Below are 14,888 nucleotides of genomic sequence, written 5' to 3'. Positions count from 1 at the left end.
TTGATCATTATAAATCGGAGAATCTTTTTTTTAACGCTCATTCTCATTGGCCCGTGGCTGAAGGCCCAAGAGTTTAATGGATTCATTCAGTCCGATTTCTCCGGAGTACTAGGAGCCAGAGTCCAGCCCGCTTCCATAGCAGATTCGCCATATAAATTCGATTTCAGCCTTATCAATGGCAATTATTATCTGACTAACAATATTGGGTTTACGAGAACGAATGCTGAAGGGACCAGCCTTATTAGATTTTTAGATTTAGATCCTAGATTCTTACATGCCAATCTAGACGTAGGTGGCCTTTCAGCCATGTTGTCTCTTCCGAGAAACCAAGGCATTGCCCTACAGTTCCAACTTCGATCGGTGAGCAGCATTAATGATCTATCACCACAGTTCATTACCCAGGTAAATCGCTTTACTGACATGCGATTTTTAAACACGACAGTGACCAATCAAAAAGGTGATTTCGCTACTAGCTTATGGCAAGAAGTGGCTCTGAGTTACGCCTTTGTAAAGAAAGATGATGGCTTCCATCGCTGGAAAGTCGGAGCCACCTTCAAACTGATAAACCCATTGGCTAATGTCTGGGCAAGCATCCAGGATATCGATTATAATATTACAGGCTCAGGGCTGGCCCAGTTCAACAACTTAGAAGCTGAACTGGGTTATTCGTCTACGCTCGATGAATTCGAGCAATTTGATGGCACTCAAAGCTTTAATCGACTACCGAAAGGAACAGGGTTTAAACCTGGCGGGGATATTGGAGTAGTCTATGAAAGAGTTGCTCATCGTGAAGACCCGCGTGGCAATAGGGAAACCAGGCTAAAACCTGATATCACCTATGAATTCAGACTGGGCATTTCCATTACTGATATCGGGGTAATGAAATTCGATCAGGGATCTGCGGCCTTTGCTGCCACTGGCATACTTCCGAATCAGGGAGACATCAACTTTGATGATCTCTTCGGTAACATAGATAGCTTTCGGCAAGTGAGGGATTCTTTGGAGACTATACTTCAGGTAGGCGATAAGTCAGGCAGCTATACTGTGACTTTACCTACCTCTCTTAATCTGGATTACGACTATAATTTTTGGAACAACTTCTATCTAAACGTAGCTGGTAGGTTTGACCTAACGAGCCTGGTACCAGCTGACTATAGGGTGAACTACCCGAGTAGTATCACCATCACTCCTCGCTACGAAACTGGATATGCGGGGTTTTACCTGCCCTTTTATCGTAATCTGGATGGTGACTCCGAGCTTGGAGCTGCACTAAGATATGGAGCATTCACGATCGGCACACAAAGCTTAGGCTCACTGTTCTCCAAAGAGAAAAAGTCTGGTGGTGTATTCTTTAGCATCAACCTAAAACAGTTGAAAGCTAACTCTAAAAAGACTTATTGTTTTGGATCTTCAAGAGTAGGTAGTGGATTTGCGCGATCAGAAAGGACCCCGCTCTACAAGCGGAAAAAGTTCCTATTCTTTTAAGCCTGATTTTCGGTACTACGCTTGAACTTAGAGTAGGCGTGGGCTCTCAGGCCAATGAATACCAAGAAAGGAACCCAAATGCCATCATTCATCAACAAATGGAAAGTAGCTTTGTCTCCCACCTGTTGCTCTAGTATATAGAAGTAAAACCATATCCCTCCAGCAATTTTGGTAAAGGCAGCAAAGAACAAGAGGTACCAGAACCTTCCCGGATGAATGGCACAAGTCAAATAAACCCCTGCCATCAACAACACTCCTTTTCCCTGCCAAGTAATGGCTCCAGGGACCGAAGCCTCTGACTCTGTCACCCATTGAAAGAATGTTTCTGGAAAGTAACCGATGAAAATCCCCCAGAGGATATTGTAAGCTGCCGATATGAGTAAAAAACCACGCATCCAGTTAGGGAAAATGGTTTGTGGTGTCTTTATGGAATTCATAACTTGTCTTTCTGCTGAGGTAAGGATTAAATCTCCCTCAAATCTATAAAACACTTCTTCAATGACTATACTGAATACAAAGTTTAAAAAGGCACCAGTTGTTTTAATCTTGCTGCTATTGACCACTGGTTTTTTAGCAGGCTTTAAAATGGCGCAGAATATGGCCATAGAAAAAAGCGATGTTGAAGCAGCTCAAAAGATCCTCAACCTCGATTTTGATGATCAGGAAATTTCGCAAATGCTCCCCAATATAAACCGCAACCTGAGAGGTTTGAAGGAATTGCATGAGTATAAAATTGACAACAGCGTTCCTCCTGCATTGTGGTTTAATCCACCCAAGGGAAATAGACCAATTCCGACCAAACAACAGCAAATCCAATGGGAACTCCCAAAAAATGTAAAGCTTCCAGAGAATAAAAACGACCTAGCCTTTTACACTGTCGCAGAGCTATCAGTGCTCATCCGAGAGCGGAAAATCACTTCTGTCGAGCTTACAGAATTCTTCATCGGTAGACTTAGAAGGCATGATGATTCGTTGAAGGCCGTTATTAGCATCACGGAAGAAAGAGCTTTAGCACAAGCCAAACGAGCAGATGACCTTTTGAAGAATGGTACTTATCTGGGCCCTCTTCATGGAATTCCATATGGTGCTAAGGACCTTATGTCGGTGCCTGAATACAAGACTACCTGGGGTGCTGGGCCTTATAAGGACCAAGACAGAGGCAAGGAGTTGGCCACCGTGGTAAAGAAACTTGACGAGGCTGGTGCTGTGTTAGTCGCTAAACTCACCTTAGGAGCGCTCGCCATGGGTGATGTCTGGTATGGTGGAACAACTAAAAATCCCTGGAACCTGAAACAAGGGTCTAGTGGGTCGTCAGCAGGTTCAGCCTCCAGTACCTCTGCGGGGCTTGTGCCTTTTGCCCTTGGCACAGAAACACTGGGATCAATTGTCTCTCCATCAACCAGAAATGGTGTAACTGGCCTAAGGCCAACTTTTGGTCGCGTTAGTCGCGCTGGAGCAATGGCACTGAGTTGGAGTATGGATAAGATTGGTCCGATTACCAGAAATGCCCTTGACTGCGCTCTTGTTTTTGACGCCATTAGGGGAGTAGATAATATTGACCTGACGGTCGAAGACCATCCTTTTAATTATCAGGGCAAGGTAGATCTATCAAAGCTTAGGGTCGGGTATCTGAAATCTTACTTTGACAGAAATAGACCAACCCAAAAAGAAAATGACGACAAGTCACTAGAAGTATTAAGGTCGCTTGGGGCTGACCTTCAACCTGTCGAATGGGTTTCTAATTTGCCTTTTCCGGCAATGCAAGCCATCCTCAGTGCCGAAGCTTCAGCTGCCTTTGATGCGCTTACTCGATCAGACAGAGACACGCTATTAGTGAGACAGAGCGCAGGAGCCTGGCCAAATTTGTTCCGTAGCGCCCGCTTTACCTCCGCGGTTGATTATATCAATGCCAACAGGGTCCGATATGAAGTAGTGCAAAGGGTAAACGCGCTTATGGAGGACTATGATGTAATCGTTACACCGAGCTTTGGTGGAAGTCAACTTCTGACTACTAACCTGACAGGTCATCCCTGTGTGGTGCTCAAGAATGGTTACAACCAGAATGGCAGTCCGACCAGTATCTCATTCATTGGTAACCTTTTCGATGAAGCCACCATTCTAGCAGTTGCCAGGGCCTATCAAGAGGCGACAGCATTCGATGAGCAACACCCTCCGGGCTTTATTGATTAAAAAACATTCGACCCGAGCGTGCTTTGGACATATGCATTTGTAAGATGCTGAAACAAGTTCAGCATGACGGTGCGTATTAGAATAATTAATATCTTCAACTATGCTACTCGCGATAGATGCCGGTAATACCAACATTGTTTTTGGGATCCATGATGGTACTGACTGGATTCAGGAATGGCGATTTGAAACCGTACCAATTAAGAATCAAATTGAGTACGAACTCTTCCTGAGGTTAAACTTCCTAGAGGCTAATCTGACGTTAGAAGATGTCAATCGAGTGGTTATCTCTTCGGTCGTTCCTCAATTGAATGACATTCTTTCAGAATTCACAAAACCCCTAATCGACAAGGAGCCTGTATTTGTGGGGCCAAAAGTTTATGATAAGCTACCGATCAATACGCAAAACCCTTACGAAATTGGTACGGACCTTATTGCCAATGCCATGGCGGGCCATGTACTTTATCAAGAAGACATAATCATCGTAGATTTCGGTACAGCATTGACCTTTACCGTAGTGGCAGGTGACGGTAATATCAAAGGAGTGAACATTGCTCCCGGCTTAAAAACTGCCATCGTAGCCTTAGTCGGCAATACGGCACAATTACCAGAAGTACCTTTAGAATTACCAGATTCTGTGATTGGAACCAATACAACTACCGCTATCCAAAATGGAGTGCTTTGGGGCTATGTGAGTATGGTCGAGGGTATGCTGGATCGTATCCAAAAAGAACTGAACAAAGAGGCAAAAGTCATCGCTACGGGAGGGCTTTCCTCTATCTTGCACCCCTTGCATGATCGTTTTGATCAGGTGAATCGGCACCTTACACTTGAAGGGCTACGTTTTATACATGAGGCAGTAATAGAAAAGGTATGAGAAACTACGGTTGGGTCGTTAAAGGACTCGTTTTTGGGGGATTAGTTTGGGTTTTAATGTACATCATCTTTCCGCAATTCAGCGATGACCAAATCGTAGAACCTGAGAACCACATTACCGAACTAATCTTTGCTGTGCCAGCAGGCTTACTCTGGGGCTACTATCGCTTTGTAGTCCTTCCAAAGAAAATGGCGCAAAGAGATAAGGATAAAGAGACAAGACTAAAGAAATAAGGAGCTCGAGACCCTGAAATGAACCTGCTTGTCAGCAGAGGGGTTCAGGGTCTCGAACGTATTCAATCAATTCATTCCGTAGAGCTTTTTGCCAGTCTCGTAATACTTGTCACCTTCAACCCAGAATGGTCTTTCGGCAGCATTACCAATCATACGAGATGCATAAACATAACTCTTGAAGAATTTCTCCAAGTAGTCATAGTCGACAGTATTTGGATTGTCACCCGGTTGGTGATAGTATTTTGTAATCTCACTGTCAAAAGCGCGGAAACCCAAACTATACGTAGGGGCAGGAATCCCTTTTCGAGCGAAGCTCACGTTATCAGACCTATCAAATAACCCCTGCTCACCTGCAGGATCGTCAATGGCTTCCAGGCCGAAGGCCACGTTAGCATCTTTGATATACTGTGACGCAGTAGTTCGTTCAAGGCCAACAATGGTTGAAATGGTCTTGTCATTATAGCCCCCATTGTCACTATTCCAACAGAAAACAATCTCCTCATTGGGCAAAATTGGATTATTGGCTAAATAACGACTTCCTAAAAGCCCTTTTTCCTCTCCAGTAAACAAGACAAACAAGGCCGATCGCTTCATCGGGTATTTGGCAATATTCTCAGCGGCCGAAAGCACTGTAACAGTGCCTATGGCATTGTCTCTGGTGCCATTGTAGATTGAATCTCCCTCGGCATCTGCTCGCCCAACACCTACGTGATCATAATGAGCGGAGAACATGATAAATTCTTTTTTCAATTCAGGATCCGTACCCTCCACCATGGCCAAAATGTTCTTGTCCCTGGTGATTTCATTGGTCATTCCTTCGATTTTCAAGGAGGCTCTTTTGATACTCCTTGTTCGCATAAAGCGTTGATTCGAATTATCAAGATCTTTTAACCACAGGTGAGGGATAATCTCTTTATCGTTATCAAAACTATCAAGAGTTAAGTTTACTCTATTAAAAGTGAAGCCCAATTGCGCCCATGGCGTGGCAGGTGAGTTGTAAAACTCAACAAGGCCTGCGGCACCATTGTCTCTGGCAAATTCATATTTCTGACGACTTAGACGAAGAATGGCTCTTCGGTCAGCGGTAGTTCCATCTCCAGCTTTAGCAAAGACTATTTTACCAGCAACATCCTTGCCTTCATAATCTCCCTCAAGGGCATATTCCAAATACACTACTTCACCTTCATAGTCACCGCTTTTACCATCGACTACCAAGAAATCTTCGTTTAAGTCGAAATCTCGGCCTGCGTAGCTAAAACTGCCCGAGGTGGCTGGTGTTTTTTGCCTAAAAGGAACGGGTTGAAAGTAGCCTTCAGCTCCCGGAACTGGCTGTGCTCCATAGCTCTCAAGCTGATCAGCCAAATAATCAGCCGCCTTTAAAATCTCTGGAGATCCAGTATTTCTACCTCGCATTTCGTCAGAAGCGATGTAGTAGATATGATCTTTAATAGTCTGCTGACTTACTGTATCAAGTGTCTTTTCCAAATCAGTCTTTTCAGCACAGCCTATGATGGCGGTGGTAACAAGGACAGATAATAGGTTCAATTGCTTCTTCATATCGTTTACTTAATCTCGAAATACTTAAAAATTGGATATTCGACAGGTTTTTCGGCAATGCCGTTGCTATCGAAGTGCTCGTCAAAGAAATTCCAGGTGACCAAACCATCATCTGACTCAGGCTCCAATAAATAGAAAATCAAATTGGCTAGTGGTTGGGCCATATCCACCCAGAAGTCTCCTTTACCGAACTTCTTGTTTGCAGCTGCATAAGACCCTTCGATTGTAGCCATCTTGTGTTTTTCGAAAGCTCGGTTAGATCTTTGAAGCTTGGTGGCGGTAAAGACCTCTCCTTTTGCTCTCTTGTTTTTTGTGAGTTCAGTCACTTGAACTCCATGCATTTTCAGGTGCTCGGCAATAGTAGCGAACTCTTTCGGTATAAGATAGCCCTTGGGTAAAGTGGTCGTTTTTGTTGCTTCGAAACCACTGTGATTCACCACATCTTTTAACTCAATGATCTCGGGTTTTCTCAAATAGGTCTTTTGCCCCCGCTCATTGGTCGTTTCCATGTGATTATAGGTTCTATAAGCAGGAATCGGCTCATCCAATGCCACCATTTTAAAACGAACACCTTTTTGTACTTTGCCTCCCTGCTCTTTAACCAAATTGATAGCGTCTTGCTCAGCTTTGGCATTGATGCGCAGCATCTCATCACCGTTTTTGTTTGTAAACTCAAGAATCTCGCTGACAAAAGCGTAGGTAGAATTGATTCGCTGATAGAGCCTTTCATGTGCGAAAGCTTCGCTGAGAATGGCCATGCGATTTCTCAAACCGAATTGGTTAACCAAATAGCGTGGATGGTGATTATAGGTATAAATCGACTTGATTGGCCAGCCTTCTCTTCTTGTATAGTAGTAACCATAAGGTCCCAAATGCACATCATATTTGTCCAGTGCTTTTTCGGTGACTTCAGGTAAGATTCTGTCCCAGGTAAAATCGTAAGGGGCTTTTTCTCCCGCTGTGTGATAGCTTGGCGCCCAAGTCAAAGAATATCCATGCCAGGTGCCATTGGTCGTATGTAAGTCAACAAAAAGTGTTGGATCCCAAGGCACGATGATATTTTGGAATAGCCCTCTGGACTCAATAGTCTCCATTTTCATTCCGTCTCTATTCAAGTCCCAACCCTGACTGTTTGCACGGATGCCTGTCTCTATTGGACTTCCCTCTTGAGAAGGCCTTCGTCCTGCCTCCATTTTATCATTGCTGTCAGTATTATAGATCGGCACGAAAAGTATGATCTGATTATCGAGTAAGTAACTCTTTTCTCCCGTCAGGATATCTCGCATCAGAATTTGAACCACTTCCTTCCCTTCAACCTCGCCTGAGTGGATATTTCCTTGGATATAGATGATCGGCTTACCGCTTGCCTTCGCTTGCTCCGGGGTTTCAATTTTGGGGTTTGCCAACACAAAAACGGGAATGTCTTTTCCCTCCAAACTAGTCCCCATGCTGACCTTAGTGACATATTTACTATCCTTGGTGACAAGGGTGGTAAAGTCAATTACTTCTTGATAGGTAGAGGTCTCTCGGTAGTTGGTCCTTTCTGGTTTTATCAACAAGCTTCGGTCTACCTGCTGGGCTAGGGATTGAAAGGTTAGGAAACAACTGAGAATTAGAAGCGCTGGTCTTTTCATTATGTGAAACTTTGTCCACCAAATTACAAAAAGCCCTAATAAACCTGAGCTGTCGAACTTTCATTTACATCAGTGGTTAGTACTTCAGCCCTAAGGCTACTAAATTTCAATAAATAAAAATGTCATGACGAATCGCAGATCATTCATTAAGCAAAGTACAGCCCTAAGCGCCCTATCTATTCTCCCAAATGCATCCCTTTGGGAAACGCTTTTTCAAAATGGGTATAAGATGGAAGCCTTGAGAAATAACGTGGGTATTTTCACAGAGCGGGGTGGTACCATAGGTTGGATGATTTCTGACGAAGGCATTGTGGTCGTTGATTCTCAATTTCCCGCCCAAGCTCAAAACCTGGTTGACGAAATCAAGAAAAAATCAGACCGACAGGTTGACCTTTTGATCAATACACATCACCATGGGGATCACAGTTCGGGTAATATTGCTTTCAAAGGGATTGTGAAAACTGTGATGGCGCATGAAAACTCTCTTAAGAACCAAAAGGCAAATGCAGAAAGAGCCAATAATGCTGATAAGCAGCTTTTTCCTGACACCACTTATAAAAAGGGTAAGATTAGGCAAAAAGTAGGCGGTGAAAGAGTCGCCTTGCACTACTTTGGAGCTGCGCATACAGATGGTGATTCATTTGTTCATTTTGAGAATGCGAATATTGTGCATTGTGGTGATTTACTCTTTAATCGCAGAGCTCCCTTTGTTGACAAATCAGCCGGTGCGAATATCACTAACTGGCAAGTGGTGATGGAAAAAGGCTACAAGGCATTCGACAAAGACACACAATTTGTTTTTGGTCACTCTGGCAATGGATTCGGTATAACCGGAACTCGTGAAGACTTAAAAGCTTTTCAAAACTACCTCGGTAAGGTAATCGAATTTGTGAAGAAAGGGCAGGCTGCTGGCAAGACTAAGGAAGAGTTAGCGAGTGCCACAGAAATTCCTGGCGCACCTGAATGGAAAGGTCGACAAAGCAGACCTGTGAATGCCGCCTGGATGGAACTCTTCGAGGAGTAATAAATCGAGTTCTAAAAAAAATTTCCCCTGTGCCGATCAAGCATGGGGTTTTTTATGTTTTCGCATCGATAATAGCAGCTTCATAAAGTAAGCTTCTGAGTTTTTCGAAATCAATTTCCTGAAGGGAACGAAAGGTTTTGGTTCGTACGTACTTTCTCGTTCCAGCTTCCAGGTAACCATCTTCGTTCAGCATTAAATGCCCTTTGGTAAAACCAAATTGGACGCCCTTAAAGGTACCTCCCCATGGCACCGATCCCGGCCAAATAAAACAGATCGTTTTTCTCCCTCTAAAGAAAGGTACATTGTACGAAAGCTTCTCTTTTACCTCTGGAATACATTCAAAGACAAGGTTTCTCAAAACCTCAACAAGCTTCAATTCTTGTTCAGGTAAAAAGGCAAACAGATCATCCAGATCTTGAAAATCGATAGGTTGAAATTTATTCATCTGGAATTGGCTTAATCAGCAATTGGCGTCATAAGCTTTTTGCAACCATGCGGCCAGATTATCATCCACCTGACTCGGGTCAGTCAGCTTTACTCTGTGACTTACCATCGCATTCCAGCTGCCTGCTGCTTCGATGTTTCCTTCAGGAGCAACTCCTTTAAGGTTTAGACCGACATCAACACGTGTTTTTGTACTTGGCTGGAGTAAAGCAAATTGCTTTTTAGGTGTTCTGAGACTGATATAGGTTTTCTTATAAGAAAATTCAACTTCGCCATTAATGGCTTCGAACTGGGCTTTTACACTCTTGAAGATATCTGCAATCGCTTCTTTCCCCTTTAGCAGTTCATCATCTTCGTTTCCTGAATTTGTTTTTGGTGCCAGCAACTCTGGCTTTAAGTAGAGTTGAGAAATGGTATTTGCAAAACCGTGCGTCACTCCATGCTCTCCCTTCAGAAGTTTCATTATGTCTCCATGCTTGGCCAGATCAGTGGAACCTAATAATGCCCTCCACTCATCTAAAGACTTCCCTGTCTTTTCAGGCATATTACTGATCATGGTTTGGAGCATTTCTTCTGGAGTGGCCATAGCTAAAAAATTTGATTGGGATTAAGTTAGTAATTCAGATATAAATTCAGAAGGGGCATATAGCATATCCTTTAAAATCGTTTTTATTTCATTTAACTTGACGCGATGCAAGTACCTTTTTTAGACCTGAAGAGAACTCATAAGCTTATACAAAGCGAGCTGGAGAGCACCTTCACAAGAGTACTTGAAGGCTCATATTTCTTGCATGGCGAGGATGTAAGCAGTTTCGAAAAGGCCTTTGGAAAGGAACATGAGTATGCACATTGTGTAAGCACAGGCAACTGTACCGATGCCCTCCAACTGACTCTACAGGCAATAGGTATTGGCTCAGGTGATGAGGTAATCGTTCCGGCAATGACATGGATTACCGATGCTGAGGTGGTCTCAAACCTTGGCGCTACTCCAATATTTGTTGATGTCAACGCAAGCGGACTTATTGATGTCAATCTTTTGGAGGGAAAGCTAACTCCAAAAACGAGGGCGATCATCCCTGTCCATCTATATGGTCAAATGGCCGAAATGGAAACCATAATGGCGTTCGCTAAGAAGCATGATCTATTTGTCATTGAAGACTGTGCCCAAGCCACCTTTGCACAGCACCAAAGCAAAAAGGCTGGTACATGGGGCCATGCCGCAGTATTTAGCTTTTACCCCACGAAAAACCTTGGTGCACTAGGTGATGCTGGGTGCATGTTGACCCAAGATGCTGACCTTGCCGCAAAAGTTAGAAAATTAGCCAACCATGGTGCCGCAGATAAGCACTCTCATGAAATGCCGGGTAGTAATAGTAGAATGGATACGCTGCAGGCTGCCGTTCTCAATCTCAAGCTCCCATACCTGGAAAAATGGAACGAAGAGAGACGAGAAATTGCCACTCATTATAATGAGGCCTTTGCAGATTTACCCATTTCCCTTCCTAAGATGGAGTCTGATAACATTCACACATTCCATGTATATCAGGTTCAAACTGACAGACGAGACGATCTAAAGGCTTTTTTGCGGGATCGTGGAGTCCAAACTCAAATTCATTACCCAAAAGCTATACCTTTTACCAAGGCCTACTCTTCCTTAGCTTACCAGGCGGAAGATCTTCCTGAAGCCTATCGTGTCCAAGGTCAGACGATCTCCCTACCACTATTTCCCGGTATGACAAATACTGAAAAGCAATATGTAATTCAGTCTGTGAGGGAATTCTTCAAAAAATAACCGGCCCAATTTACATTGAAGGCCGGTTGAATATTTTCAGTTCAAGTTAAATCTATAGGTCATACATGATACTAAACACCCAATATCGCTTCTGAATAAAATACTCAAATGTACTGATCAAACTTTCTGTAAATGAATCTCGTCTGATTCCTGTCGTATTCATCAGGTTCATACCTTCCACTTTGAACTCCCATGGGCTGCCCTCCTGACGATAGGTCAAGTTAGCGTCTAGCAAGTCAAAAGTGCTTGAGTTATTTCCTGAGCTGATGTAACTATTGTACTCGTATTCCACTTCAAGCTCAAATCCCTTCAAGAACTTCTTACTCAAGCTAGCAAAGGGCTTGTGGTTTTCGAATTGACTCGAAACGTTTCTACCCTCATACGTATTAAATGACACATCATATCCTACGTCCAGAAATAAAGATTTAAACAGTGTGGTAGATATAGTGGCCTTGTATGACTGTTGAAAGTTTGTATTCTCATTAGGTGTATCACTAATGATGTTATTGCTGGTGCTCCTAGACCAATTGGCTCTGAAATTCAAGCGCCATGCATCAAAACGCTTGTCAGTACTGGCATAACCTGAAAGCACTTCGTTAGCGGTATTGATGTTAATTGGCGTGTTAACACGCTCAAGATTATTGAAGCTGACAATATTTGTAATGTCATCAAATCGTCTTGAGTAAGTCAGACCACCATATACGTTGAAGAAGTTATACATGTTGAAGTTGAAGTAATTTAACTGTACACTGTGGTATAGACTGTTCTGTAAATTGGCATTGCCTCCAAACAATGAGTTATACCCGCTGACGAGTAGCCCCTCCGCAATATTTGCTACATCTGTGAACTCTGCCGTAACCCTATAATCCAAGGTCAATGAGTGAGACGTTCTAAAGGTATACTTCGCATTGACTGAAGGTAGTAGCAAGGTTTTATCGAAACCTGCTTCAGCACCATTTTGCTCATTGGCAATATCATAATAGTGCAGGTTTAGGGAAGGTGTAAGTACCAGTTTACCCAACTTAGTTTTGTAAAGTACGCCCAAGTAATAATTCTGGTAGGTGTAGTCCACCAAGTTGACCAATGTCGGATCGCTAAACTCATTTGTTGACAAATCGCTAAGCCTTTCAAACATGTTAGAAGTCAAAGTTTGGCTTGAATAGGTGTTACCAACCTTGAAATTGATGTGATTTGTTTTGTTCAGAATGCGATAATAGTTGAATACTGCCTCCTGCTTTTTTGTCGTCACATCTCTTAATTGTGTCAAGTCGAACGGGCTACTTCCAGTCATTGGTATGATGCTGGCAAATGGCTGACCTGTGGTTACCAGGTTGTAGGAAGGGTCTTGGTTTTGATACTGATAAGACCCCTCAAAGGAGAAAACATCTCTTTCATTCGGGGCATAAAAACCACGCAATTGTTGCTCAATCGATCTTGGTTCCTGGTTTCTTAAACCAGAGATATCATTCGTAATTGCTCCAAAAACAGAGGTTTGATCATCTGAATTTGTAATATCCGAAAGTCTTCCAAAAGCACTGTAATCAATCTGTAGGCTTGGGTTAGGCGTGAATTTGCCGGCAAACTTAAATAAGCCCGAAGTACTATTCACATTTTGTATTGAACTAAGCGTCTCTTGGTTAGCATTTGGCTGAAGGATGTAGGTTCGTTGCTGCACAGACCCTAAGGTATTGTCTACTTTTGAGCCAATGGCAAAACCTGAGAAGCTCCATTTATTCGTGGGATTCAGGTTATAATTAAATGCCCCGACTATATTTTTCAGGTCACGTGCATTATTTCGTTCAGCCATTGGGATACCCAGATTATTAGAGCTTACCTGAAAAGATGAGCCCGCTCCTCGAGCGAAACTTCCAAGCCCACCTGTAAACCTGAAGTAATCGCGCATAGTGAAAGTAAGCTCACCTACATTATTCAAACCTGCAATTAAGTTGAGGTTGGTTTTCGGGTTATAGTAAAAAGTATTGGCCTTCGCTTTGTAGCGCTCCTCTGGGCCTGCTCCTGCCGAAATATCTCCAAAGACTATGTTCTTCTTGTCTTCTTTGAGCTGAATATTCAAGGCAATTTGCTCACTGTTGTTCACTCCACTCAGTGGTCCTACGTTATTATAATTCTGTAGCACCTGTACCTTGTCTACCACATTGGCCGGAAGATTCTTTGTGCCTAATTTGGTGTCTCCATCAAAGAACTCCTTACCATCTACTAACAATTTACTGACATCTTTCCCTTGAACTTTAACTCCTCCATCTTCATCCACTTCAACACCAGGGAGATCTTCAAGCACATCTTCAAGCTTTCTTTCATTGCCCTGCGTAAAGGCATCTACTTTATAAGTAATGGTATCACCCTGTATGAGCACAGGCATCTCCGAAACCACCTCTACATCACCAAGCTGTGTAACATCAGACTTCAATATAATTCCGTAGGGAACATCGTTGCTTTCTTCAGGAGTGAAAACCTGCTCAAAGGGCAAATATCCGATGAAACTTACTTTTAATCTGTAAGTCACCCCGCGATCCAATGAAATCCTAAATCGTCCTTGTTGATCAGTAACGCCAAAGGCTGACATTGTCTTTTTAACCGTATCGATCGCCAAAACATTAGCAAACTGAAGAGGAGTCCCCAAAGAATCCCTAACCTCTCCGCTAAAGGCTATTTTCTGTGCATTGGCGGCAAAGTTTAGGCATAGCAATGCCACTAGAAGCAGTATGAATCTGTTCATAATCTTGTTGTTTTTGACCTTAATGATTATTGATCTCCGCCTATTCTAATGGTGGCCCCGCCTTTTCCGCCTTGCTTGAACTTCTTAGACATCTCTTCCATCTTGGCATCCATTTCCACACGTAGTTCCTCTCTAGTGACTTTTTTACCTTTGCTCGGTCTTTTAATCTTAATTTCTTCTTCCGGATTCAGAACAACCTTAGTACACAGGTAAGTAGTACTACCATCGCCTAACTCTAAGATCAGTCCAGGCAAACCCCAGTAATCTGCTGGTCCTTGAGAAACAGGGATTTCAGGTGTGTACCAAGCAGTAACGCTGATCGTATCCATATTGACGGTAGACTCGCTAGACTCCTTGTCTTTATCATCGCTATCAGAAGTGAAAGAGATAGACCTGCTTTCCCTGATGTCTTTATATACAGCTTTGTAGGCAGTGTAATTACCAATAGTCTTGGTCTCATCCGTCATCTGCCATTCATATGGTTCTAATGTATCTTTCACTAAGAATGGTTTACTGAAGACGGTAGTCTCCTGAAGGTATAAGTTTTCAGATGTGTTCTTATATGTGATCCCTCCACCAGCAGTTGAAAAAGATATCCTCATTCCTCCAGAAGAAGCCGTTGCCGGTCCTCCATCGAGACTCTCCTCTTCTTTCCAACTGGATTCCATCAAGTTGAACTGTAATTCATATTCTCTTTGGAACTGCTTTTTCATCTGCTCCATTAATTGCTTTTGCATCGCTTCAGTAACTCCTTCAGCCTTAATCTGCATATTATTCATATTTCTTGAAGACTGATATGTAGCGATACCCTGAAAGTTTTGAGCATGAATAGTCCCCATGGTGACCATTAAGAGACCAACTATTATTGAAATTCTTTTTTTGAGTGCTGTCATGTTTCGAAAAGTTTGATGGGTACAA

At 43.0% G+C, this 14,888-nt stretch carries 13 protein-coding genes; 6 read left to right on the top strand and 7 right to left on the bottom strand.

Annotated features, from left to right (window positions below):
* A complete protein-coding gene (locus BFP97_RS15645) occupies positions 1-1,485 on the top strand; it encodes a DUF5723 family protein (RefSeq protein WP_069843322.1) in 1,485 nt (494 codons plus the stop codon).
* Here BFP97_RS15645 and BFP97_RS15640 read toward each other — a convergent pair.
* A complete protein-coding gene (locus tag BFP97_RS15640; RefSeq protein WP_139135329.1) occupies positions 1,482-1,922 on the bottom strand; it encodes a hypothetical protein in 441 nt (146 codons plus the stop codon). The two genes, BFP97_RS15645 and BFP97_RS15640, sit on opposite strands and share 4 nt — an antisense overlap.
* Positions 1,923-1,983: 61 nt before the next feature.
* Here BFP97_RS15640 and BFP97_RS15635 point away from each other — a divergent pair, with 61 nt between their 5' ends.
* The 3 genes from BFP97_RS15635 to BFP97_RS15625 all read left to right on the top strand — a co-directional run bounded on the left by BFP97_RS15635 (position 1,984) and on the right by BFP97_RS15625 (position 4,782).
* On the top strand, positions 1,984-3,675 hold the full coding sequence (locus BFP97_RS15635) for an amidase (RefSeq protein ID WP_069843320.1): 1,692 nt from the start codon (positions 1,984-1,986) through the stop codon (positions 3,673-3,675).
* A 100-nt stretch (positions 3,676-3,775) separates the two neighbouring features.
* A complete protein-coding gene (locus BFP97_RS15630) occupies positions 3,776-4,549 on the top strand; it encodes a type III pantothenate kinase (RefSeq protein WP_069843319.1) in 774 nt (257 codons plus the stop codon).
* Complete coding sequence (locus tag BFP97_RS15625; RefSeq protein WP_069843318.1) at positions 4,546-4,782, top strand: hypothetical protein; 237 nt, start codon at positions 4,546-4,548, stop codon at positions 4,780-4,782. The genes BFP97_RS15630 and BFP97_RS15625 overlap by 4 nt, the downstream gene beginning before the upstream one ends.
* Positions 4,783-4,848: 66 nt before the next feature.
* Here the strand turns inward: BFP97_RS15625 and BFP97_RS15620 are convergent, their stop codons facing one another.
* Complete coding sequence (locus BFP97_RS15620) at positions 4,849-6,339, bottom strand: M28 family peptidase (protein WP_069843317.1); 1,491 nt, start codon at positions 6,337-6,339, stop codon at positions 4,849-4,851.
* A 5-nt stretch (positions 6,340-6,344) separates the two neighbouring features.
* A complete protein-coding gene (locus BFP97_RS15615; protein ID WP_069843316.1) occupies positions 6,345-7,973 on the bottom strand; it encodes a M14 family metallopeptidase in 1,629 nt (542 codons plus the stop codon).
* 124 nt (positions 7,974-8,097) lie between these two features.
* On the opposite strand from BFP97_RS15615, the gene BFP97_RS15610 reads away from it, so the two are divergent.
* Positions 8,098-8,997: an MBL fold metallo-hydrolase gene (locus BFP97_RS15610; protein ID WP_069843315.1), complete on the top strand. Its 900-nt coding sequence runs from the start codon at positions 8,098-8,100 to the stop codon at positions 8,995-8,997.
* A gap of 52 nt (positions 8,998-9,049) precedes the next feature.
* Here the strand turns inward: BFP97_RS15610 and BFP97_RS15605 are convergent, their stop codons facing one another.
* Positions 9,050-9,442 (bottom strand): DUF1801 domain-containing protein, encoded by a 393-nt coding sequence (locus tag BFP97_RS15605; protein WP_069843314.1) that lies wholly within the window; start codon positions 9,440-9,442, stop codon positions 9,050-9,052.
* 15 nt (positions 9,443-9,457) lie between these two features.
* Positions 9,458-10,027 (bottom strand): DUF4287 domain-containing protein, encoded by a 570-nt coding sequence (locus BFP97_RS15600; protein ID WP_069843313.1) that lies wholly within the window; start codon positions 10,025-10,027, stop codon positions 9,458-9,460.
* A 105-nt stretch (positions 10,028-10,132) separates the two neighbouring features.
* On the opposite strand from BFP97_RS15600, the gene BFP97_RS15595 reads away from it, so the two are divergent.
* Entirely contained in the window at positions 10,133-11,233 is a 1,101-nt protein-coding gene (locus BFP97_RS15595) for a DegT/DnrJ/EryC1/StrS family aminotransferase (RefSeq protein ID WP_069843312.1), read from the top strand.
* A 52-nt stretch (positions 11,234-11,285) separates the two neighbouring features.
* Here BFP97_RS15595 and BFP97_RS15590 read toward each other — a convergent pair whose 3' ends face one another.
* Together BFP97_RS15590 and BFP97_RS15585 are read right to left on the bottom strand one after the other, a co-directional pair.
* A complete protein-coding gene (locus BFP97_RS15590; RefSeq protein ID WP_069843311.1) occupies positions 11,286-13,970 on the bottom strand; it encodes a carboxypeptidase-like regulatory domain-containing protein in 2,685 nt (894 codons plus the stop codon).
* 26 nt (positions 13,971-13,996) lie between these two features.
* Positions 13,997-14,863 carry a GLPGLI family protein gene (locus BFP97_RS15585; protein WP_069843310.1) on the bottom strand — a complete coding sequence of 289 codons (867 nt, stop codon included), beginning with the start codon at positions 14,861-14,863 and terminating at the stop codon, positions 13,997-13,999.
* Positions 14,864-14,888: the final 25 nt, after the last annotated feature.

This window comes from Roseivirga sp. 4D4 (assembly GCF_001747095.1).
GTDB lineage: Bacteria > Bacteroidota > Bacteroidia > Cytophagales > Cyclobacteriaceae > Roseivirga.
The sequence above is the reverse complement of the archived record's forward strand: the minus strand, read 5'-3'. Positions and strand labels throughout refer to the sequence as shown.

What these genes read in the sequence shown, in the direction of transcription:
- BFP97_RS15640 (WP_139135329.1), bottom strand. Translation starts at nt 1,922, where the DNA reads ATGAATTCCATAAAGACACCACAAACCATTTTCCCTAACTGGATGCGT.
- BFP97_RS15635 (WP_069843320.1), top strand. Translation starts at nt 1,984, where the DNA reads ATGACTATACTGAATACAAAGTTTAAAAAGGCACCAGTTGTTTTAATC.
- BFP97_RS15630 (WP_069843319.1), top strand. Translation starts at nt 3,776, where the DNA reads ATGCTACTCGCGATAGATGCCGGTAATACCAACATTGTTTTTGGGATC.
- BFP97_RS15625 (WP_069843318.1), top strand. Translation starts at nt 4,546, where the DNA reads ATGAGAAACTACGGTTGGGTCGTTAAAGGACTCGTTTTTGGGGGATTA.
- BFP97_RS15620 (WP_069843317.1), bottom strand. Translation starts at nt 6,339, where the DNA reads ATGAAGAAGCAATTGAACCTATTATCTGTCCTTGTTACCACCGCCATC.
- BFP97_RS15615 (WP_069843316.1), bottom strand. Translation starts at nt 7,973, where the DNA reads ATGAAAAGACCAGCGCTTCTAATTCTCAGTTGTTTCCTAACCTTTCAA.
- BFP97_RS15610 (WP_069843315.1), top strand. Translation starts at nt 8,098, where the DNA reads ATGACGAATCGCAGATCATTCATTAAGCAAAGTACAGCCCTAAGCGCC.
- BFP97_RS15605 (WP_069843314.1), bottom strand. Translation starts at nt 9,442, where the DNA reads ATGAATAAATTTCAACCTATCGATTTTCAAGATCTGGATGATCTGTTT.
- BFP97_RS15600 (WP_069843313.1), bottom strand. Translation starts at nt 10,027, where the DNA reads ATGGCCACTCCAGAAGAAATGCTCCAAACCATGATCAGTAATATGCCT.
- BFP97_RS15595 (WP_069843312.1), top strand. Translation starts at nt 10,133, where the DNA reads ATGCAAGTACCTTTTTTAGACCTGAAGAGAACTCATAAGCTTATACAA.
- BFP97_RS15590 (WP_069843311.1), bottom strand. Translation starts at nt 13,970, where the DNA reads ATGAACAGATTCATACTGCTTCTAGTGGCATTGCTATGCCTAAACTTT.
- BFP97_RS15585 (WP_069843310.1), bottom strand. Translation starts at nt 14,863, where the DNA reads ATGACAGCACTCAAAAAAAGAATTTCAATAATAGTTGGTCTCTTAATG.